The organism is Marinomonas sp. GJ51-14 (assembly GCF_055808695.1).
In genome coordinates, this window is the sequence record NZ_CM147879.1 from 3,042,018 (window position 1) to 3,064,355 (window position 22,338).

A 22,338-nucleotide genomic window follows, 5' to 3' on the forward strand; every position below is an offset into this window, starting at 1 on the left:
CAATATCATAAGCGTAAACCGATCGGTAAAGTTTCACCAAGTAAGGCATTCAATTCATCATTACTGATTTCAACTTGGCTTTCTAAACGTTCTAACCATTGGGCAGGACATTTGTCTTTTTTGAGTTTATTCGCCACTTTTTTTCGATAGCCCTTTAGCTCATTTGATTCGTCTAGGCTAACTTGGCTCATCAAGACAGCAGCAAGACCGGCTTGCTTACGCTTTTTCCAATCTTCTTTTAAAGCAAAATCTAACGCAGAAAAAAGGACTTTCTCTTCTATGCGGTTTTCTTGATGCCCAAATAAAAGATGGCGGGAAGCGATCCTGCCAATGGTCCACCAAGCCGTATCCGGCTCGGAGCTTTTCGACAACCGCTTCATAAGCCAATCAATCGTTGTCACTTTATCTTCGCTTGGCAAGCTCTCTAACGCACCAACAAGACGAATCAGGTCATCACTCGACTTGGTCACGAGTGCTTTCACTTTCTCTCGAGAACGCTGTCCTGTTGGGGAATAATATTGGCTGAACTGTTTAAATAAAGTTTGTTGTTGTTCAACATTCAATCCGCCAGCAATACGACGGTACAGGGTCCAATATTGTCCCCATACAGGCGCAGTATCAAACTGAGTTCCTGCTTTGGAGACATTAACAACCTGCTGAACTCTAGCCAAATCATCTGTGGCACCATAGCCTGGACGCAAACAATACCCAATCAATTGCAACCACTGACGTTCATGCTGAGCACTTTTGATTCGGCCTGATTTCAAGCTCAATAACTTATCAACCAAACGACGGGAAGTAGCAAGATTCCAATCCTCTCGTCTTCCCAACCATTGGTCGAGGTCTTGTTTAAGCGATTTCACTAAGTCTGGTTTTTGCTTTTGTCCTGCGGCAGAGAAACATTGCGTAAGGTGCTCTTCCGCTTGGCCCATATTACTGTGTAATGTGCCTTCTGAAGTGTCGGATTCTTTGGTTTCATTTGATTCAGTGGAAAAATCGAGCTGCCACTTGTCTCGGCCATTTTTTCCATTTAATAAGACTTGTAACACTCCCACTTCTGTCATTTGCACAGACAAGGTAACTGGCAATTCTTCACTGTCTTGTGAGCTATCTAATTCAGTGGCTAAATTAGAAATGTAATGTAAACCACTTGAGTCTCGAAGGTTACCAACAACACATTCGATATGGTCATCAGAACGATACAAGGGAAATTGCACTTGTTGCCCTAACGTGACAAAGAAGTCCTGCTCTAACGTGATATTTTCACCTGTTAAAGTCCCTTTCGGTAGAATACCAACAAATTGATCTTCACCAACCTTCAAATACAAGCTATGGACCACACCACTTTCAATACGAGTGCTTTCGCCAGCCAAAGCACTCAAGTACATAACAGCGCCTTTCGCAACAGCATCATTTGGCTCATCAGCAGAACAAACAAGAATAGAGTCTTTTGACCAAGTATTTAATTGCTCTAATAAGCGCGTCTTTAAAATTGAGCTGTTAAATAATCCGCCATTAAATAAAACCGCATCGGGCATTTTTGTACCTGTGGCAGCTATAATGTCAGATACGTTTTGATTTAGAAAGGCAGCTAAATGACGAGTGAAAGCTGGGTCAGACTCATAAGGCAAACCCAAGGTATGCATGGCGTAATTGTTCTTTTGGACTGGGCAATCCGCTTCAACTAAAGGGAAAAAACCTGTTTGAATCTGTTCTAGTAAGGTATCTCGTGACACATTAAACTTCTGTGAGCCACCAATTAAACGACTTCCTCCACCTAGCACTGTGATACTTAACAATTCCGGTGCACCTTCACTTAATAAGCTTTCTTTTGCCAACCGGGTTTGTTGTACCAAAGCAGCCAATCGAGACGCAGATAAGGCAGATATTTGTTTAGGATCAAGTTGAAAAGCCAAGGCTTGGTCTAAATTATCACCGCCAAGTAAGAGATGTTCACCCACAGCAACTCGCTTTAACGAAACAGTCGCGCCTTTCATGCTATTTTTAGACACTGTTTTAGAAGCATTAATAGCAACCAAACTGAAATCACTAGTTCCGCCGCCAATGTCGACAACGAGCAGCATTTTTTTATCCGCCAAAGCACCAAGTCTTTCATCATTATTGATGTAGTGATAACAAGCAGCTTGCGGCTCTTCTAATAGGTAAAAGTCGTTTAAACCAGCTAACCTAGCGGCTTCAAGCGTCAGCGAACGAGCTTCTTCATCAAAAGACGCTGGCAAAGTTAGCGCAACAGATTGTTTTTCTATAGGAGAGTCAGGAAAAGCATGGTTCCAGCTTTGCTTGATATGTGAGAGTAGAACTTGGCTGGCTTCCAGTGGGCTTAGCTTTTTTGCAACATCACTCCCCCACGGCAAAATTGCTGAACGACGATCCACTTGCCTATGACTTAACCAGCTTTTTGCACTCTGCACTAATTGCCCTGCACGGCGTTGACCTAATGACAAAGCCCCTACCCCAACAATGCGTTCTTTATCCTGATATCGCCAAGGTAATACTGGCTCAAACTTCCCTATTTCATCATGAGCTAATAGATAAATTGCACTGGGTAAATAAGTAAACTCTTGTACAGAACCATCAGCCATTACTTGTGGAATTGGCAATAACGCCGGTGTAGAAGACGTTTCGCGGTCTACTGGTAGATAAGAGACAACACAGTTGGTTGTCCCCAAATCGATTCCAATACGAAAAGCAGGTTGTGCCATGAATTAAGCCTCCCTCACTTGAAACTCGATGGTCCAACTTAAATCCGAATTGGTATCGTGAGCTTGCAATAACAATAAGCCTAATTCCGTGACTTGAGCTGTTAAATAAACTCGCACCATATCACCAGCTTGATAATGACCTGCATCTAAGCGAATAGACAAAGGGTTCAATTCATTCAACAAACCCAGTGAAAACGAAGAAATCACCTTACCAACGGTTTCAACGTCATTATGCTTAGATTGAAAAAAACGAAAATTAACGCTTTCGCCAACGATTAGAGAAAATTCATTCGGCAGCATTTGCTCCTCAGAACCTTCTTCTAAACCAAAAGGCGCAACACAAATCCCATCGACTGGTGGTGCCATACCTGGAATCGCAGGCATTGGGCTAGCCACACCAATATAGTAATTGGCAGATAAACCACTTTTTACTTTAACACCACCTTGCGCTTGGACTTGTGCGTAATAGGTCGCACCTTTCGCGACGGCATAATCCAAATGAGATGGCGTTAGCATGATGAGATTCACGTCATCTAATAAACTTTTAAGGCGAGCTTCCAATGTTGTGCTAATCAATCCAGCGTTAAAAACACCACCATTCAATAGCACTTTTGTTGGCTTAACATCTTGTTGGGAAAGGAACTCGCTAATATGACGAGTGATAGCTGGGTCGTTCTCGTAGTCCAAATTGATAGTACTAAAACCGCTCCGAGACATTTTTTGAGCTTGCTCACCAAATATGGATTCAGGAAAAAAACCATCAATAAGCAATTGCTTAACATCAATTTGAGTTAACGTGGTTTTGATACTGTTATTAAACAAGCTACGTCCGCGACTAGGAACGACAACACTAACATCAGAAAGTTCTGGATTAGATAGCAGACGCTCTTTGGCTTCACGGCAAGCTTGAGTCAAACCTGTAATTTGCCACGGTTCAAGATTTGTTCCTTTCTGAGCCAGTAGCCCTGCCAGATGGTAAGTCAGCGTCATATCCATATTGTCGCCGCCTAATAATATATGGCGGCCAACAGCGATTCGCTCCAATCCAAGCTCTCCATCTTCCTCGACAGTTTTGATCAAGGATAAATCCGTTGTACCACCACCCACATCAATAACCAGAATGTGTTCGTTAACTGCTAAACTATCTGTCCAAGACGCCTGATCTGACAACCAAGCATAAAAAGCGGCTAATGGTTCTTCAATTAGGCGAGCTCGTAGTCCAACTTTTTCTGCAGCCTGTTCTGTAATGACTCGCGCTGCAGGATCAAATGATGCAGGCACAGTAATGACAACGTCTTGATCAGCAATTAAGGCATGTGGAAATGAAGTATTCCAAGCATTTACGAGATGAGTCAACAAAGCTTGAGTAATCTCTGCTGGGGAGACTTTTTCAACTTCTTCTAGTGCATCAATAGGTAATATAGCTTCTTCAGCACTCACTTGAGAATGGCATAACCAGCTTTTTGCACTTTGCACCAATCGCCCGGAAGATTTAGTACCTAGTTCACGTGCTAATTGCCCAACAATAGAGGTCGCTTTTCCCCAAGGAAGTTGTAAATCACTGTCTAGGAATTCTGTTTGATGAGGAAAATAAACAAAAGAAGGCAACAATGGCAATTCGTCGATCCGCCCTGCTGCTGTAAATTGTGGAATGGTAAGCTGTTGGATCTTACCTTTAGTTTGCTCTCCTGAAGCTTCAGAATAGTAGACAGCCGAATGGGTGGTACCTAAATCGATACCAATAAAATAATGTCCCATTGGTTATACCTCGACTTCAGCTGGCGCCAAAACGGTTAGACTATCCGTACTCGTCACTTTAGGTAGACGCGTATCCGTCACTTTCCAGCCAGGATGAATTAAGGTTCCAGTATAAGGGCCTGAACCTTCGACTCGACCTTCTAGTTTGATTTGTTTAGCATCGTAACCAGTAGGCACTTCTACTCGGCTGTTTTCAGGGGCGGAGTTCACTACATCAATAGTAAAATTCTGCTTCAACACTTTTGCACAACCAGAGTGAATCTGACGTGCCGCAGCACCAATATCTGCATCGGCATAGTCGTTAATATTTTCTTGGAGGAAATCAATAAAACGAGCTTCTTGCTGCAATAGTTGTAACAGTTGATGTGCGCCGTCTTCATTTACAGTATCTAAAACAGGCGCTGCCACTTCAATTTCACGGATAGTTTCTACTGTTTCTGTAATGAGCGTTGGTTCTGCTTCAAAAGCAAATACATCACCTTTTTCAACATGTTGACAGCGAGCGGCATAATCGCCACTCCCCATGTATTTGAAAAACTGACCAAAAGCGCCAATAAAGCGTGGAATCAAAGAAATCGGCTTTACTTCTTGGTTTGTAGTTTTTTGAGTCGTCGTGTTCTTAGTCATAATTATTGAGCCATAGTCTTCAAGTAATCATTTACCCGTTTTGCATTTCTTCAAGCTCAAGCCAACGCTCCATTGTTACTTCAAGTGCTTGTTCTTTTTCAGTTACTTTTGCCAGAGTGTTTTGTATTTTTTCGGCATCACCAGCATAAAAATCAGCAGCGGCCGTCATCGCATGTAAAGACGCTATTTCAGCTTCTAATTTAGCAATGGTTTCTGGCATCAAATCAAACTCACGCTGCATTTTGTAGCTTAACTTCGCTTTTGGCTTACTCGTTTCTTTTGCTTCGGCGACAGGTGCTAAAGTATCTATTTTTTCGGCAGTTTTGGCTTTATTTTTCGGCTCATCTGTTTGTGATGTAGATTCAGTTGGGAATTTGCCCCCTTGACGAATCCAATCCTGATAACCACCCACGTATTCTTTTACGTGTCCTTCGCCTTCAAACGCAATAACACTGGTCACAACGTTATCTAGGAATGAACGGTCATGGCTTACCAATAACAAGGTGCCGTCGTAGTTCATTAGAAGTTCTTCTAAAAGCTCTAATGTTTCTACATCCAGATCGTTTGTCGGTTCATCCATTATTAGTAGATTGGCAGGACGAGTAAACAATTTCGCTAATAAAACACGGTTACGTTCACCACCAGATAAGGCTTTAATTGGCGTACGAGCACGTTCTGGTGGAAATAAAAAATCACCAAGGTAGCCAATAACATGTTTGTTTTGACCATTGATTTCGATGACGTCTTTCCCTTCACCTACATTCTCTGCAACCGTTTGTTCTGGATCCAGTTGTTCACGTAATTGGTCAAAGTAAGCGACGTTCAATTTCGTTCCTTGACGAACCTCACCCGTTGTCGGCTCAAGATCACCAAGCAAAATCTTTAAGAAGGTACTCTTACCACAACCATTCGGACCAATGAGCCCAATACGGTCGCCGCGATTAACAACAAAATCCATTGGCCGTAAAATAACTTTATCTTCAAAAGAGTGACCGACTTGGTTGAACTCTGCCACCAATTTGCCTGATTTCTCTTTGGTTTCAATCGCCATTTTCGCATTACCCTGACGGCCAATACGTTCGGATCTTTCTACTCGTAACGCTTCCAAAGCACGCACTCGGCCTTCGTTACGGGTACGACGGGCTTTAATACCTTGACGAATCCATACTTCTTCTTCGGCAAGACGCTTATCAAATAGCGCATTCGCTCGCTCTTCTTCTTCCAATAACTTCTCTTTAAACGTCAGGAAGGCGTTAATATTACCGCTAAAAGAAATAAGGTTGCCGCGATCTAATTCAACAATTCGATTCGCCAGTTTTTCAAGAAAGCGACGGTCATGTGTAATAAAGAGAATCAAACCACGGAATTGTTGAAGTTGCTGTTCCATCCATTCGATCGTCGGAACATCCAAATGGTTAGTCGGCTCATCAAGTAATAGAACGTCTGGGTTAGAGATCAAGGCTTGCGCCAAAATAACACGACGACGCCAACCACCAGAAAGTTCAGACATTAACTTGTCCGCAGGTAAAGCCAGGCGTTGAATCATATGATTCACTCGCTGCTCTAAGTCCCAGCCTTGAATTTTATCTAGTTCCGTTTGAATATCACCCAGTTCATCCGAATGATCGTTTTCAAAGTCCTCTAATAATTTGAAGTAACGTGTCATTAATTCATGGGCTTGCCCTGCGCCTTCGCTAACGACTTCACGTACCGTTCTTTCATTCGCTTCAGGTAATTCTTGAGGTAGCTGTGCCACCTTCATGCCACCTTCAATGCGAACAACGCCTTCATCTGGCACTTGCTCTCCAGAAATAATCTTCAAGAAAGTAGATTTACCCGCACCATTACGGCCGATAATAGCAACACGCTCACCGGCGTCTGCTGAAAAACTGATTTTTGACAGCAGTGGATTATGCCCAAAAGCAACACTGATCTGTTCTAACGACAATAGACTCATATCTATCCATATAATGTAAAAATTTTGTGGCGGTATAGTATCACTCTTCTCGTAAAAGAATCAGTAAATACCCATATTTGGCCGTTCAAAAATAGACGATTTAAGGATGATAATGTAAAAATCAGCAAGATCCGTCATAAGAGCAAACTATAATCCTGCTATGATTTTCACAATTCTTGAATAAAAGAGCGCCATTGGTCATTATTTAAGAATATACTTAACTTAATATTGACATTAATTTTTCATGTGTGGAGCATTCGATGGAGCTAAAAAGTAAAGTGGGACCAATTACCGCTGTTGTTGTTACGGCAATCGCGGTAACTTGGATGATAGTTGGAGGTAACGGTGTCACTGTCAGTCCTACCGAAGCAACCCCAAAAGAAAATACCATTTCATCTCAAACCGCAGAATCTAAATTAATTTACTCAGTACAGGCCAAAACACTTGCGGCCAAGACCATTGAAATGCACTTACCCTTAAGTGGTACAACTAAAGCAGATGAAACTCTCTCTTTAATTAATACCTACCCTGGACGAATTACAAAGCTCCCTATAGAAAAAGGTTCCTTTATAAAAAAAGGGACGCCGATTTTACAAATTGACACCCGCACACTTAAAACAGAGATTGAACAAGCTCGCCTTCTAGTAAAACAAAGAACTCTAGAATTAGATGGCATTAAAAAGTTAGCCGCCAACAATTTTTCCTCAAAAGTAAACCTGGCCCAAGCAGAAACAGAGCTAGCCGCAGCAAAAGCTGCGGAACGTCGACTATTAGTGGACTTAGAAAACGCGACCATTACTGCTCCCTTCTCTGGAATATTAAATACGCTCGATGTTCAAGAAGGCCAAGTTATCTCTGCTGGTGACTCAATTGGCACTTTAGTTTCTTTGAACCCAATAAAAGTTAGTGTCAATATTCCCCAAAACAAAATTCAAAAAATAAAATTAGGAACGCCAGGTAACATTCAACTTGAATCAGGTTATGAAGCGGAAGGTTTTGTTTCTTATATAAATACAACTGCAAATGAAGCAAGCCGAACCATTACGGTTGAAATACAAGTAGAAAATCCAGATAACCTAATTCCAGCGGGTTTAACTGCTTCAGTAGACTTCACTATCGATGAACAAAAAGCACATGCTTTTTCTCCAGCGTTACTCACATTAGATGACGCAGGAACAACAGCGGTTAAAACTATCGACATTGATAACAGAGTTGTAGTTTCTCCTGTAAGCATTGTTAAATCCGAGCGAGATCAAGTCTGGGTCAGTGGACTACCTGATAATGTAAATATTATTACTGTAGGGCAAGGCTTTGTTTCTGCTGGTGATAAAATTGACGCACATTATCAAAACTAAGGAGTCTCAGTATGCAAACATTGATTGAGGCGGCCTTGGCTCGCTCCAGAACTGTAATGATGTTTTTCGCCCTAATACTTATTATGGGCGTGGTGTCTTACATTGAAATAGCTAAAGAAAGTGATCCAGATATCACTATCCCAATGGCATATGTTTCGGTTTCATTAGAAGGTATTTCACCAGAAGATGCTGATAGCTTATTGGTTCACCCTTTAGAAAAAGAACTCAAAGGATTAGAAGGTTTAAAAGAACTCAAATCGACAGCATCTGAAGGTCACGCTTCCATCATGTTGGAATTCGAATCTGGCGTGGACATAGATCAAGCTATTAGTGACGCAAAAGATAAAGTCGATAGAGCCAAAAGTGAGTTACCTGATGACGCTGATGAGCCAACTGTTACCGAAATAAATTTATCTACCTTTCCTGTACTTCGCGTTAATTTATCTGGCAACGTGGATTTCGCCACTCTAAGCCGTACAGCAAAGAACCTTCAAGACTCCATTGAAGCGGTTGACGGTGTGCTAGAAGCCAAGATTAGTGGTGATCGTGATCAACAAGCCCAGATTATTATTCGCCCAGAACAACTTGAATCTTATAATTTATCTCTTACCGACGTAGCTAATTTTGTGTCTGGTAACAACCGCCTGGTTGCTGCTGGCAATCTAGATACTGGTGCAGGTCGCTTCTCACTAAAAGTACCAGGATTACTAAAAACAAAAGAAGATATTCTTAATTTACCCATCAAAGCCGAAGGTGATCAAGTTGTTCTTTTAGGAGACATTGCAACCGGTGAACTTACCTTTGAAGACCCAAGTAGCTATGCCCGCGTTGAAGGTAAACGCAGTATCACCTTAGCAGTTTCCAAACGTGTTGGTGTTAACATAATTGAAACCATTGAAGCGGTAAAAGCGGTCGTTCAAGCTGAAAGCCAACAATGGCCAGAGAATGTTGAATATAATCTAACTGGGGATAAATCTACCGACATAGAAACCTCACTAAACGATCTATTTAATAACGTATTAGCTGCTACATTATTAGTGATGATTGTCATTGTTTGGGCCCTTGGCATTCGTAGTGCCTTATTGGTTGGTTTGGCTATTCCCGGCGCGTTTTTATCAGGCATTTTGATTTTAGACTTACAAGGTTACACCATTAATATGGTGGTACTTTTTGCCTTGATTCTAAGTGTCGGCATGTTGGTTGATGGTGCCATTGTTGTTACTGAATATGCAGATAGAAAACTGGCAGAGGGTGCCTCTAAACGCCAAGCATACAGTGAAGCAGCAAAACGTATGGCATGGCCCATTACCGCCTCCACGGCGACGACACTTGCTGTGTTTATGCCATTGCTGTTTTGGCCAGATATCGTTGGTGAATTCATGAAATTCATGCCTATCACCATTATTGCGACCTTATCATCTTCTTTAGTGATGGCATTGATTGTGCTGCCTACTATTGGCTCTATGATAGGTAAAAAAGGCGCTTACAATGAAAAAACCTTACACGCTTTGCGCATTACCGAAAGCGGTGACTTAACTGAACTTAGAGGCCCAACAGGCTTTTACGGAAGAATGTTAACGCGTTTAGTAGAGCGTCCAATCTGGGTATTAATATTTACCATTACCCTACTCATCAGTGTTTTCATGATTTACGGTCAGTTTGGTAAAGGGGTTGAGTTCTTTCCTAATATTGAGCCTGAGTCGGCTAACTTGGAGATTCGCGCCCGTGGTGATTTATCTCTTGATGAAAAAGATGCATTGGTCAAACAAGTTGAATTGCAGCTTATCGGTACACCTGAGCTAAAAAGCATCGTAACAACCTCATATGCGACACCAGGAAATAATGCTTCACCAGATAGCATTGGCTCTATCAGCATGGAATTTATTGATTGGTATAAACGAGAACCTGCAAGTATCATCTTGGAGCGTATCCGTGATAAAACCAAACAAATTCCTGGCATTGAAGTCAGTGCAGAAAAAGAACAAGGTGGCCCTCAATCTGGCGCAGATATTCAATTACAGCTTACTTCTAATTATTCTGAAGCTCTATATTTAACAGCGGATGAAATTAGTAAAAAGCTACTTGAAAGAGATGAAATCATTACAGTAAACGATGATAGATCTTTATCTGGTATAGAGTGGCGTATTGATATTAACCGTGCCGAAGCCAGTCGCTACGGTGTAGATGTAAATAGTCTTGGTAATGTCATTAAGCTCGTCACAACAGGAATTACATTAAGTGACTTCTTACCAGAAGGTGCAGACGACAAGATAGATATTATCTTACGTTACCCTGTTAACCAACGTAGTTTAGATCAACTTGACCAACTACAAATTCCAACAAATCAAGGGAGCATTCCTGCTAGTAACTTTATCACTCGTTATGCTGCACCTAAACAAGGTGTAATTAACCGAACGGATGGTAAAAAAGCAGTTCAAATTGATGCTGACGTTTTAGATGGTTTAGTTGTTGATGAAGTGATCAAAGCAATTAAAGTTGAACTTAACAATGCCAACATTGATAAAACGGTCAGTTATGAGTTCCGCGGAAATACTGAAGAACAACAGAAATCTATGATCTTTTTAATGAAGGCCTTTGGGGTTGCCTTCTTTATCATGGCAATCATTCTGGTTACTCAGTTTAATAATTTCTTTCAATGCTTATTGATTCTAAGTGCCGTTATCTTTTCGACCATGGGTGTCTTTATTGGCTTGATGATGAAGGGTCAACCATTCGGTGTCGTCATGAGCGGTGTTGGCGTTATTGCACTAGCCGGAATAGTGGTGAACAACAACATCGTTTTGATTGATACCTTCAACGGTTTACGTAAACAAGGCATGATGGTTCGTGAGGCGGCAATTCGCACTGGAGTACAGCGTTTAAGGCCTGTTATGCTGACAACTATAACAACCGTTCTTGGTCTAATCCCTATGGTTTTTCAGTTAAACATTGACTTAACACATCAATCCCTAAGTGTTGGCGCACCATCAGCGCAATGGTGGACACAACTATCAACAGCCATTGCTGGTGGATTAACCTTTGCGACACCTTTAACACTTATTCTGACGCCTTGCTTATTAGTACTTGGTTACCGCAGAAAGGAACGGAAGCAACTTGAAGCATTGGAAAAAGAAGCGGCCCCAACGGATAATAATAACCAAGCAACACTTATAGATGATCAAGACACTCTACATAAATAGCCAGAGTCATCTAATAACTAGTTTATAAGCAAAAAAAACGGACTTAGAAGTTTTCTCAGTCCGTTTTTTATCAATCACTTGATAAGCGGCAATGTTACATTGGATGCATCATGTCGCTACTTTGCATATCTTCAATAGAGGCTTTATTTGAATCATTACGAGCCCCCTCAAGACCTTCTAAGTAAGCCTTATCAATATTACCTGTTATATAAGTGCCATTAAAAACTGACGTATCAAATTCTCGAACGTCTGAGTGTTTTTCATCGATACAAGCTTCAATCAAATCATTCAGATCTTGGAAGATTAATTTGTCTGCACCTATGATTTCACAGATTTCATCAACATTTCGATTATGCGCAATTAACTCAGTCACAGCGGGCATATCGATCCCATACACGTTTGGATAACGAACCTCAGGGGCGGCAGAAGCTATGTATACTTTTTTAGCACCTGCATCACGGGCCATTTCGATAATTTCTTTACTTGTCGTACCACGAACAATGGAGTCATCGACCAATAAAACGGTTTTGTCTTTAAACTCAAAAGGTACTGGGTTTAATTTCTGACGAACCGATTTCTTACGTATTTCTTGGCCGGGCATGATAAAAGTACGACCGATGTATCGGTTTTTCACCAAACCTTCACGAAATGGAATATTCAATGATTGAGCAATTTGCAATGCAGAAGTACGGCTGGTGTCGGGAATAGGAATAACCACATCAATATCATGATCTTTCCATTCACGTTCGATTTTTGCCGCCAAACGGTCCCCCATATTCATACGGGCTTTATAGACCGAAATGCTGTCGATAACAGTGTCAGGACGAGCAAAATACACGTATTCAAATAAACAAGGTCGCGCTACTTTTTTAGGCGTACATTGACGCATATGAACCTTATGGTTCACATCTATAAAAATGGCTTCACCTGGTTGAATATCACGCTCTACGGTAAAACCTGCCGCATCAAGCGCAACACTTTCAGATGCCACCATGTGCTCAAGGCCAGTATCCGTTTGCTTAGAACCATAGATAAGTGGGCGAATACCATCTGGATCACGAAAAGCCAAAATACCATAGCCAGTAATCAAGGTAACGACAGCATAACCACCTTCAATCCGCTTATAAACTCGCTCAAGCGCATTAAAAATATCTTCTGGAGTAGGAATGAATTTACCCTCTTGATGCAGCTCGTGCGCCAATACATTAACCAACACTTCAGAGTCAGAGGTTGTATTGATATGACGTAAGTCAGATTCAAATACTTCTCGCTTAAGCTTAGTTGTATTAGTCAAATTACCATTGTGTGCAAGGGAAATACCATAAGGAGAATTCACATAAAAAGGCTGTGCTTCTGCAGAACTGGATGTACCAGCCGTTGGATAGCGAACATGCCCTATTCCTATGTTACCTTGGAGTTTTTTCATATGACGAGTGCGAAAAACTTCACTCACCGGACCATTGTCTTTGCGCAAACATAATCGTCCGTTATGGCTAGTTACCATACCCGCAGCATCTTGTCCACGATGCTGAAGAACGGTTAACGCATCAAAAATAGCTTGGTTAACCACAGACGTGCCTACGACACCAACGATACCACACATGTTCTAGATCCTCGTGTTGGGGAATTGCGACAAATGCCGCAAAAGGTTCTCTACCTATTTAAATATTGCATTAAGCAACTAATTACCAAGGGCGCGATCAATGAGAGAGGAATCAATAAGATCCGTACTCTTGCCTAACATATCTCGCGTCCAGTCATTCAATTGTCCCAATTGAGGGATCAATTGTGATGTTTTCCAAAACTCAGTTTCCTCTATGGCTGGACTTAAGCTCAGCAGAGAAATAAAAGCTACAATAATTAAACTACCCCGAGCAAAACCAAATACCATACCTAGTACTCGATCTGTACTTGATAAACCCGTTACTTGAATCAAAGAACCTAATAAAAAACTCACTAGGGCACCGACCACAAGCGAAGCAATAAACAAGGAAACAAAAGCTACAATATAACGAATTTGGTCATTTTGTACTTGTTCAATTAGAAGCGCTTGCATTTGATCAGCAAATTTAATTGAAACAACAAAAGCAACAACCCAAGTTAATAGGGACAAAACTTCTTTTACAAAGCCTCGTTTCAGACTCAATAAAGTAGAAAGAACAACAACAGCAATAATTAACCAATCTACTGTCGCCATCGAATTAGCTTGCTCCATGAATACCTCTAAAAATTGTCGCGAAGTTTAACAGATGGCTTACCGATTCAAAATATAGGAATCAGTCTACCTGCTTTAATTAACTGAAAATTTAACGACAATGCCCGCCAAGTTGAATTTCCTCTTAATGTCATTTCGTATTTTTTCGGATGTATCACGCTTAAACTCAGGTCCAACATATACTTTATGAAGGGAATTTGTTGTTGTGCTATACGCATCATATTTTGCCCCTTTAAGTTTTTCGACTAAGCGAGTTGCATTGTCTCTACTTTTAAAGGTCGCAATCTGAACAACCCACCTATCAGCTGCTATAGTTGTTGGTTTAACTGGCGTTTTAGTAACCGTTTTTACTTCTGATTTCTTTAATTCTGAATCAGTTTTAGTAATCGTTTTCACATCCTTGGCAGAACCAGGTACTGGAATTAAGCGAATCTCGTTAGGTGATTTATCTTCAGAGGAGGATGGTTCAACGGCTAAAGAATCCACTGGTTGTACAGGTGCAATTTCTACAACTGGAAATGCTGGTGGTTTTGTAACTTGAACTTGAATATCCAACTCTGCAGGTCGTTCACCATCTAAAATTAAAGGCAAAACAATTGCCGCAGAAAGTACCACAATACTGGCACCAATAAGTCTATATGTAATGGTTCTATCTATCATAAATCACTCTTTATTGACTAAATGCCAAATAATCTGAGACGGTTATAAAGGACCCAAATACAATTATGGAACGCTGCTCTTCTTTTGCTTTAACAAACGCCGCTGTAAATGCGCTCTGTACTGAATCAAATGCGTTCACACGTTGAGAAAGGTTTGGTGAATTAAGCAAAACATTATTAACAAGCTCTACTGCTTTAGCACCTCTCGGCCCAGCCAAATCACAGCAGTACCAATCAGAGAAACTGTTTGCAAGGTGCATCATAACACTACCAATGTCTTTATCCTTTAACATGCCACAAACTGCTATAGGTGGCTGCATAAAATGATCCACTCGACGTGCCAGCTCAATTGCAGCTTCAGGGTTATGGGCAACATCAATAAACACATCAGGAACCGAAGATACCTTTTGAAAACGACCAGTTAATTCTGCCGTACGAAATAAAGAAACAAGATCCTCTTGTTTAGGCGCAAGGCCCATATACATTAATACAGCAACAACAGTAGCTGCATTTTGAAGAGGAAGTGAAGGTATAGGTAAATTAGAAAAGCTCTCTTCATAACCAGACCATGACCAAGTAGAAGCTTCATCGTCAGAAGAAAAGATAAAATCTTGACCTTTCTGGTATAACTGAGCACCAATTTCTGAGGCTTTTTTGGCGATGGTTAATGGCGGGTTAACAACACCACTAATCAGCAACTTCCCTTTCCTTGCTATTCCGGCTTTCTCCCGTGCGATTACATCGAGATTATCTCCTAACCAGTCAACATGATCCCGAGAGATAGATGTAACAACAGCAACATCGGTATCAACCATATTTACAGAATCTAAGCGTCCACCTAGCCCGACTTCAAGGACCCAATAATCTAAATTAGATTGATCGAAAACCCATAAGGCAGCAAGTGTACTGAATTCAAAATAGGTTAAAGGGATGTCTCCTCGCGCAGTTTCAATTACCTCAAATGCACGACAAAGAATATCATCGTCACAAGATACATTGTTTAAAGCAATACGCTCATTGAAAGCAAGAAAATGAGGAGAGGTGTAGGTGCCGACAGAATAGTTTTGACCACAAAGATACTGAGTTAACATAGCACAAGTAGAACCTTTTCCGTTTGTACCTGCAACTGTAATGACTTTGTGCTTAGGTTTAGACAAATTCAATTTATCTAAAACTTTTTTCCCTCTATCTAAACCAAGTTCTATTTCTGAGGGATGTTGGCTCTCAATGTATGAGAGCCAACTCGCTAATGACTTGTGCGTCATTTATTTAAGCAACCTTATTGGTAAGCATAGACAAAATATTATGCAAACGATCACGCATATCTTCACGTTTGATAATCATGTCCAACGCGCCTTTCTCCAACAAGAATTCGCTACGTTGAAAGCCTTCTGGTAATTTTTCACGAACTGTTTGTTCTATAACTCGAGGACCGGCAAAACCGATTAAGGCATTTGGCTCAGCAACGTTCAAATCACCTAGCATTGCTAAAGAAGCAGAAACGCCACCAAATACAGGATCTGTCATAACAGAAATGTACGGAATGCCTTCTTGCTTCATACGTTCTAAACCTGCGCTGGTTTTCGCCATTTGCATCAAAGAGATAAGTGCTTCTTGCATACGAGCACCACCACTTGCAGAAAAACAAACAAGAGGGATACGTTTTTCTAAACAAACATTAACTGCCTGAATGAATCGCTCACCTACAATTGCCCCCATAGAGCCACCCATAAACTTGAATTCAAAGGCAACTGCCACAACAGGCATACCATTTAATACACCTTGCATAGCAACTAATGCATCTTTTTCACCTGTTGCTTTCTGTGCATCAGCAATACGATCCTTGTAGCGTTTGGTGTCTTTAAATTTCAATTTATCTTCAGGCTCAAGGTGCGCGCCAATTTCATGACGGCCTTCTTTGTCTAGAAAAATATCTAGACGGCGACGAGCGCTAACACGAAGATGATGATCACACTTTGGACAAACATCTAAGTTTTTTTCTAACTCTGGACGATACAAAACGTTTTCACATTTTGGACATTTCTTCCAAAGACCTTCAGGTACTGAAGCCGATGAACTGCGTCTTGATTCACTACGCACAATGGAAGGTACAAATTTATCTAACCAGCTACTCATTTACTTCTCCATATTTCTTGTTTGCTGCCGCTTAAGCGTCCATTTCACTACGCATTGGGGACAAAATAGTCCCTAAAGCGTCAGCTACATATTCTTTTTGACGATCTTTGTTTTCCGCAATGGCATTCACCAACACACTACCAACAATAACACCATCAGCACATTTACTTACTGCTGCCGCTGTTTTAGCGTCACGAATCCCAAACCCAACACCGATAGGTAAAGAAGTAATGGTTCGCAATGTATCGACGTGTTTCTTAACACTATCGACATCTAATTCAGCCGATCCTGTCACACCTTTTACTGAAACGTAATAAACATACCCTGATGCGAAGTCGCATATTTTCTTAGCACGTTCAGGCGTTGTCGTTGGTGACAATAAATAAATAAGATCAATATTGTTTTGTTTGAAGCATTCTACTACATCTGTCGCCTCTTCTGGAGTCAGATCTACTAATAAAATACCATCCACACCAGCTTCTTTCGCTGCATCCGAAAATGCCTGATAACCAAAGAATTCTATCGGATTCAAATATCCCATCAAAACCACAGGCGTTTCCGTGTTTGTTTGACGAAACTCATTAATCATTTTCAGCACTTTCTTAACATTAGTGCCCGCAGCCAAACTGCGCTCACAAGCCAGCTGAATCACTGGGCCATCAGCCATTGGATCCGAAAAAGGCATGCCAATCTCTATTACATCCGCTCCTGCTGATACCAAAGCGTGCATCATGGTTACTGTATAATCAGGTAATGGATCACCTGCGGTAATATACGGAATGAGCGCTTTTTTACCAGATTTTTCTAAATTTTCAAAACATTGTTTAATGCGACTCATACTTCTATCCCATCTAATTCAGCAACAGTAAGAATATCTTTGTCACCACGACCTGAAAGATTAATAACGACAATTTTATCTTTTTCCATCGTTGCCGCTAATTTCATGCCATAAGCGACCGCATGGCTTGATTCTAACGCAGGCATAATACCCTCTAAACGAGTTAGATCTCTAAAACCATCCATTGCCTCATCATCATTAATCGCAACATAGTTTGCGCGACCAATATCTTTCAACCAAGCGTGCTCTGGCCCAACACCAGGGTAATCCAAACCAGCTGAAATGGAGTGAGTTCCAATAATCTGACCATCATCATCGGCCATAACATAAGTACGATTTCCATGCAGAACACCAGGTCGGCCAGCTGTTAATGGCGCCGCATGACGGCCTGTTTCTATACCATCACCTCCAGCCTCAACACCATACATAGCAACACCTTCATCTTTAATAAAAGGATGAAACATACCTATTGCATTTGAACCACCGCCAACACAGGCTACAAGAGCATCAGGCAAGCGACCTTCTTGAGCCAAACACTGAGCTTTCGTTTCGCGCCCAATCACAGCTTGAAAATCACGAACTAGTTTTGGATATGGATGTGGGCCTGCAGCGGTACCTATAATGTAAAAAGTATCATCTACATTACCAACCCAATAACGCATTGCTTCATTAAGCGCATCTTTTAGTGTCTTAGTCCCTGACTCTACAGAAATCACTTCTGCGCCAAGTAACTTCATTCGATAAACATTCAATGATTGACGGCGAATATCTTCCGCCCCCATGAACACTTTACATTTCAGTCCTAATCGAGCCGCAACTGTGGCAGAAGCAACACCATGCTGCCCTGCACCTGTCTCAGCAATAATGTTTGGCTTACCCATATGTTTAGCCAGTAAAGCCTGACCAATAGTATTGTTGATTTTATGGGCTCCAGTATGATTAAGATCTTCTCGTTTCAAATAAATTTTCGCACCGCCAGCCTTTTCCGTTAACCGTTCCGCAAAATAAAGCGGAGAAGGACGGCCAACATAGTGAGCCAAATCATAATCAAAGGCTGCTTGAAACGTACTATCTTTAGATAATTTCTCATACATCTTTGTCAAATCATCTAAAGCAGACATCAAGGTTTCAGAAACAAACACACCGCCATATTGACCAAAGCGACCATGAGAATCCGGTAAATCTAGATTAATATCTTTGTTATCCACATTTTGCTCCACTAATAAATTCTTGAACCTTAGGCTCACTCTTAATGCCTTTCGATAATTCAACACCGCCACTCACATCTACAGCGTAAGGTTCGACTTGCTTTATCGCGTCTTTGATATTTCCAGGCGTCAGGCCTCCCGCCAATACAACGGGCCTAGTTAATTTTTTTGGAATCAATGACCAATCAAACACCTCTCCGGTTCCACCTGGAACACCAGCTTTATACGCGTCTAATAAAACGGCACTCGCTGTAGGGTATTGACCAACTAAGGCAGCAACATCATCGCCTCTTTTTACTCTTAGTGCTTTCATGTAAGGTCGTTGATAAGACAAACATTCGGTTTCAAGTTCTGCACCATGAAATTGAATCATCCAACGAGAGCTGCCATCAATAACAGTCCGAACAATAACCTCATCAGCGTCAACAAATAAAGCTACAGGGGTTACAAAGGGCGGCAACTGAGCAACGATTGAGTTGGCTACTTGAGGAGAGACGTATCTAGGGCTCTTTTTATAAAAAACAAACCCCAATGCATCAGCACCATGACGACACGCCATCAGTGCATCTTCGATATTTGTTATTCCACAGATTTTAACTCGACAGTTCATACGAAGGCTCGTCTACATAAGGTAAAAAATGAGGCCCTAACTTGCAGACCGGCACATTAAAAATATCAGGGTACTGAGCGTCAACAAAATACAAACCATCAGGCGGTGCGGTAATTCCGCCTTTACTACGATCTTTCGCATCCAAAACTTTTTTTGACCAAGTAACAGGCTTTTCACCTGCACCAATGCTCATCAGAACACCAGCAAAGTTTCGAATCATGTGATGCAAAAATGCGTTAGCTCTAACATCCAAAACAATATATTGACCTAATTGCTGAACATCAAAATAAAGAATAGTACGAATTGGCGAGTTGGCCTGACAACCAACAGCTCGAAAAGACGTGAAATCATGAGTACCAACAAATGCTTTAGCTGCATCTTTCATTGCTTCGACATCAAGGTTTTTATAAGTCCAAGTTACCCCTTTTGCCAATATAGCTGGGCGTAATTCCGACTGGTAAATCACATAACGATAACGACGACTTAGTGCACTAAAACGTGCATGGAAGTTTTCTGAAACATGACGAGCTGCAACAACGGAAATATCAACAGGAAGGTAGGTGTTGACACCTAATGTCCAAGCTCTTTCACTACGCTCAACTTCAGTTTCAAAATGAACAACCTGCGCACTGGCATGGACACCAGAATCTGTTCGACCAGCACAAACCACCTTAACAGGATGGTTTGCGATCACGGCCAATGCTTTTTCTAAACTTTCTTGAACACTTGGAACACCAAATTTTTGTGCTTGCCAGCCCTTGTATGCAGAGCCATTATATTCAACAACTAGTACAACTTTTTTAGTCACTTGGGAACATTCGCTCTATCATATTCTGCGCTTCAGAAATTTGCTTCTCATTACCTGATTGAACAACATCCTCTAAGATAACTCGAGCACCTTCTTCATCACCCATATCCATATAAGCTCTTGCCAAATCTAATTTAGTTGCCACTTCATCACCACTAGCATCAAAAAAGTCGAACTCCTCTTCGTCATCACTTCCCTCTTCATCTACTGCGGCTTCTGCCTCACCAAATGCAGGAACATCAAACTCTTCTTCACTTTCTTGTGCTTCAGCAAGAGTTTCTTCAATAGTACTTGCAATTGAGTCATCCGCTATACCGTTAAAAATAGCCGACTCATCAACATCTTCCTGATCAACATCATTCAACAGACTAGAAACAAAAGACTCCTCTTCTTTTTCTGCTTCAGAACTTACATTTGATTCAGGCTCTGCGCTTTCCAACTCGGGTTCAAGTTCAGAGTTTTCTGTCTCAACTGTTTCCGGCGTCATGGTTGGAATATCGTCTTCGACAAATTCCTCAAAATCATCAGCATCTAAATTTATTTCTGGCTCTGGAAGGTCATCCGCCTCATCAAAAGAAGAAAAGTCTTCATCCAAATCCGTTTCTTCTTCAATTGCGCTTTCTAGTTCAGTTTCAGGATCTTCCAAAAAATCCATATCATCGACAATTGTATCTGGCTCATCGATTGGAGTAATGCCAGAATCAAAGGAATCAAAATGCTCCATGTCTTCCGGGTCTTCATCTGTATCAAAATCGAATGCGAAAGGATCTTCCTCCTGAAGCTCTTCTTTGACCTTAAATTCTTCATCCTGAGCATAATCTATTGCAACAGCAGCTGGAGCTGTTGATGAAAGGTCAAATTCATCCTTTTTTAATAGTTCATCTCCTTGGTTTTTTCCAGATCGGCGCATAATCAAACCGATTAAGAAGCCCAGTAATAAAATAACCACGGCCCCCATAGAGACAATAATTGGGTTACCAAAAATCTTATTAACTAAAGAATCCGCTTCAGCTTGCTCCTTTTCTCTACGAATTTGATCCGCTTCTAACAACTGATCAACAGTGTTTTTTTGTTCTTGTAAAGTTTGTTGAGCATTAACAAACTGCTGCTGCAAATCAGCCAACTGCTTATCTTTCAGGCTAATTAATTGCTCAAGTGTTTCAAGTTGTTTATTCAAATCACCTAACTGTACTGAAAGCTCTGCTTTTTCACGCTGCTCTTTATCAAGTAATTCTTGGGATGCGGACAACTCAGTTTGCAAAGTATTTAGAGCCGCGCTGCTATCCTCTCCAGTATTTGAGCTCGCACTACTTTCAGGTAAGAGGCTTTGACCAGAAGATAGAGTTAATTTATCTGTATTAGTTGCAGGTGAACTTTCTGCATCTTTTGCTTTTGCTTGTGTATTTAACTGTGCTTTTTCAACATTTGATGAGCCTTTAGAACCTTTAAGGGCCATCCAGGCATCATGTTGGCGTTTAAATTCCTCTTGGGAAATTGTTTTATTAAAAAGTGCAATTTGATCTTGTGTTGGTAAACGTAAAACAGCACCTTCTTTTAGAAGATTAATATTATCTGAATAAAACGCTTCTTTATTAAGCGCTTGGATCGCCATCATTGTTTGATAGATAGTTAATTGATTCGTCGGACGGTTTTGCCCTGCGATAGACCAAAGAGTGTTGCCTTTTACGACATTCATTTGGCCTTTAACTGACATAGTCTCTGCGGATGAGGTTGCTTGTCTAAAAACAGACCCCGTTGAGGAGGACGTGGTTGTAGCTGAAACATCCGAAGTTATTGGTGCCGATTGAACCACTTCTTTTTGAGACTTTTCCACAAGTGCAGATTGATTAAGTGGCGACTGGTACTCTCTAACCACTTGACCACTTGGCCAACGAGCCGCCAAAATAAAATGCAATTCATCTGCTACCAATGGTTCATTGGAAGTTACAGCAACAATCAATTCTCCATTTTCACGGGTCACATCAAATTTCAGTTGAGATAAAACTCTTGTTGGAGTCAAACCTGCTTGGCGAAATTCACTCTCACTACCCAAACGAATTAATATATCGTCTGTTGTTAATGTGCCCACATCGGAGATTTCAATCTTTCCGCGATAAGGCTCATCCAAATTTGATTGAGAGGTTAACTCACCCAGTTCCAATGCGTAACTGCTGGATACATAAAGTGCACCTGATACAGCAATACTAATGAGGGTTTTTCTGAGCATAATCTTCCCTTTATTTA

General features: G+C 41.1%; 16 protein-coding genes. 2 read left to right on the forward strand and 14 right to left on the reverse strand.

The annotated features are described in order from the left end of the window. Positions 1 to 5: 5 nt before the first annotated feature. Genes AC0L3Y_RS14580 through AC0L3Y_RS14595 form a run of 4 tightly spaced genes read right to left on the reverse strand, consistent with a single transcriptional unit; the run spans position 6 to position 7,065 of the window. On the reverse strand, positions 6 to 2,723 hold the full coding sequence (locus tag AC0L3Y_RS14580) for an Hsp70 family protein (protein WP_473465279.1): 2,718 nt from the start codon (positions 2,721 to 2,723) through the stop codon (positions 6 to 8). A 3-nt stretch (positions 2,724 to 2,726) separates the two neighbouring features. After that, a complete protein-coding gene (locus tag AC0L3Y_RS14585; protein WP_473465281.1) occupies positions 2,727 to 4,481 on the reverse strand; it encodes an Hsp70 family protein in 1,755 nt (584 codons plus the stop codon). 3 nt (positions 4,482 to 4,484) lie between these two features. Beyond that, on the reverse strand, positions 4,485 to 5,108 hold the full coding sequence (locus AC0L3Y_RS14590; RefSeq protein ID WP_473465284.1) for a DUF2760 domain-containing protein: 624 nt from the start codon (positions 5,106 to 5,108) through the stop codon (positions 4,485 to 4,487). Between the two features lie 31 nt (positions 5,109 to 5,139). Next, positions 5,140 to 7,065, reverse strand: a complete 1,926-nt coding sequence (locus AC0L3Y_RS14595) for an ATP-binding cassette domain-containing protein (RefSeq protein WP_473465287.1) — start codon at positions 7,063 to 7,065, stop codon at positions 5,140 to 5,142. A gap of 260 nt (positions 7,066 to 7,325) precedes the next feature. Here AC0L3Y_RS14595 and AC0L3Y_RS14600 point away from each other — a divergent pair, with 260 nt between their 5' ends. Beyond that, positions 7,326 to 8,420 carry an efflux RND transporter periplasmic adaptor subunit gene (locus tag AC0L3Y_RS14600; protein WP_473465291.1) on the forward strand — a complete coding sequence of 365 codons (1,095 nt, stop codon included), beginning with the start codon at positions 7,326 to 7,328 and terminating at the stop codon, positions 8,418 to 8,420. Between the two features lie 11 nt (positions 8,421 to 8,431). Next, positions 8,432 to 11,620 (forward strand): efflux RND transporter permease subunit, encoded by a 3,189-nt coding sequence (locus AC0L3Y_RS14605; RefSeq protein ID WP_473465294.1) that lies wholly within the window; start codon positions 8,432 to 8,434, stop codon positions 11,618 to 11,620. A gap of 94 nt (positions 11,621 to 11,714) precedes the next feature. On the opposite strand, the gene purF is transcribed toward AC0L3Y_RS14605, so the two are convergent. The 10 genes from purF to AC0L3Y_RS14655 form a co-directional block, all read right to left on the reverse strand. Next, positions 11,715 to 13,223 carry an amidophosphoribosyltransferase gene (gene purF / locus AC0L3Y_RS14610; protein WP_473465297.1) on the reverse strand — a complete coding sequence of 503 codons (1,509 nt, stop codon included), beginning with the start codon at positions 13,221 to 13,223 and terminating at the stop codon, positions 11,715 to 11,717. Between the two features lie 78 nt (positions 13,224 to 13,301). Further along, a complete protein-coding gene (locus AC0L3Y_RS14615) occupies positions 13,302 to 13,835 on the reverse strand; it encodes a CvpA family protein (RefSeq protein WP_473465301.1) in 534 nt (177 codons plus the stop codon). 75 nt (positions 13,836 to 13,910) lie between these two features. Beyond that, complete coding sequence (locus tag AC0L3Y_RS14620) at positions 13,911 to 14,495, reverse strand: SPOR domain-containing protein (protein WP_473465304.1); 585 nt, start codon at positions 14,493 to 14,495, stop codon at positions 13,911 to 13,913. Between the two features lie 10 nt (positions 14,496 to 14,505). Further along, the gene (folC, locus tag AC0L3Y_RS14625; RefSeq protein WP_473465307.1) at positions 14,506 to 15,759 is read right to left on the reverse strand and encodes a bifunctional tetrahydrofolate synthase/dihydrofolate synthase; all 1,254 of its coding nucleotides are present in this window, start codon (positions 15,757 to 15,759) and stop codon (positions 14,506 to 14,508) included. A 4-nt stretch (positions 15,760 to 15,763) separates the two neighbouring features. Further along, entirely contained in the window at positions 15,764 to 16,630 is an 867-nt protein-coding gene (gene accD, locus AC0L3Y_RS14630) for an acetyl-CoA carboxylase, carboxyltransferase subunit beta (RefSeq protein ID WP_473465311.1), read from the reverse strand. A gap of 31 nt (positions 16,631 to 16,661) precedes the next feature. After that, positions 16,662 to 17,468 (reverse strand): tryptophan synthase subunit alpha, encoded by an 807-nt coding sequence (trpA, locus tag AC0L3Y_RS14635; RefSeq protein ID WP_473465315.1) that lies wholly within the window; start codon positions 17,466 to 17,468, stop codon positions 16,662 to 16,664. Then, positions 17,465 to 18,676: a tryptophan synthase subunit beta gene (trpB, locus tag AC0L3Y_RS14640; RefSeq protein WP_473465320.1), complete on the reverse strand. Its 1,212-nt coding sequence runs from the start codon at positions 18,674 to 18,676 to the stop codon at positions 17,465 to 17,467. Before trpB ends, trpA begins: the two co-directional genes overlap by 4 nt. Further along, a complete protein-coding gene (locus tag AC0L3Y_RS14645) occupies positions 18,669 to 19,286 on the reverse strand; it encodes a phosphoribosylanthranilate isomerase (protein WP_473465323.1) in 618 nt (205 codons plus the stop codon). The genes trpB and AC0L3Y_RS14645 overlap by 8 nt, the downstream gene beginning before the upstream one ends. Then, positions 19,270 to 20,094, reverse strand: a complete 825-nt coding sequence (gene truA / locus AC0L3Y_RS14650; protein ID WP_473465326.1) for a tRNA pseudouridine(38-40) synthase TruA — start codon at positions 20,092 to 20,094, stop codon at positions 19,270 to 19,272. The genes AC0L3Y_RS14645 and truA overlap by 17 nt, the downstream gene beginning before the upstream one ends. Then, complete coding sequence (locus tag AC0L3Y_RS14655) at positions 20,087 to 22,321, reverse strand: FimV/HubP family polar landmark protein (protein WP_473465329.1); 2,235 nt, start codon at positions 22,319 to 22,321, stop codon at positions 20,087 to 20,089. The genes truA and AC0L3Y_RS14655 overlap by 8 nt, the downstream gene beginning before the upstream one ends. Positions 22,322 to 22,338 lie beyond the last annotated feature (17 nt).

Excerpts from the sequence above, each read along its gene's own strand:
- AC0L3Y_RS14580 (WP_473465279.1), bottom strand. The coding sequence starts at position 2,723 with ATGGCACAACCTGCTTTTCGTATTGGAATCGATTTGGGGACAACCAAC.
- AC0L3Y_RS14585 (WP_473465281.1), bottom strand. The coding sequence starts at position 4,481 with ATGGGACATTATTTTATTGGTATCGATTTAGGTACCACCCATTCGGCT.
- AC0L3Y_RS14590 (WP_473465284.1), bottom strand. The coding sequence starts at position 5,108 with ATGACTAAGAACACGACGACTCAAAAAACTACAAACCAAGAAGTAAAG.
- AC0L3Y_RS14595 (WP_473465287.1), bottom strand. The coding sequence starts at position 7,065 with ATGAGTCTATTGTCGTTAGAACAGATCAGTGTTGCTTTTGGGCATAAT.
- AC0L3Y_RS14600 (WP_473465291.1), top strand. The coding sequence starts at position 7,326 with ATGGAGCTAAAAAGTAAAGTGGGACCAATTACCGCTGTTGTTGTTACG.
- AC0L3Y_RS14605 (WP_473465294.1), top strand. The coding sequence starts at position 8,432 with ATGCAAACATTGATTGAGGCGGCCTTGGCTCGCTCCAGAACTGTAATG.
- purF (WP_473465297.1), bottom strand. The coding sequence starts at position 13,223 with ATGTGTGGTATCGTTGGTGTCGTAGGCACGTCTGTGGTTAACCAAGCT.
- AC0L3Y_RS14615 (WP_473465301.1), bottom strand. The coding sequence starts at position 13,835 with ATGGAGCAAGCTAATTCGATGGCGACAGTAGATTGGTTAATTATTGCT.
- AC0L3Y_RS14620 (WP_473465304.1), bottom strand. The coding sequence starts at position 14,495 with ATGATAGATAGAACCATTACATATAGACTTATTGGTGCCAGTATTGTG.
- folC (WP_473465307.1), bottom strand. The coding sequence starts at position 15,759 with ATGACGCACAAGTCATTAGCGAGTTGGCTCTCATACATTGAGAGCCAA.
- accD (WP_473465311.1), bottom strand. The coding sequence starts at position 16,630 with ATGAGTAGCTGGTTAGATAAATTTGTACCTTCCATTGTGCGTAGTGAA.
- trpA (WP_473465315.1), bottom strand. The coding sequence starts at position 17,468 with ATGAGTCGCATTAAACAATGTTTTGAAAATTTAGAAAAATCTGGTAAA.
- AC0L3Y_RS14645 (WP_473465323.1), bottom strand. The coding sequence starts at position 19,286 with ATGAACTGTCGAGTTAAAATCTGTGGAATAACAAATATCGAAGATGCA.
- AC0L3Y_RS14655 (WP_473465329.1), bottom strand. The coding sequence starts at position 22,321 with ATGCTCAGAAAAACCCTCATTAGTATTGCTGTATCAGGTGCACTTTAT.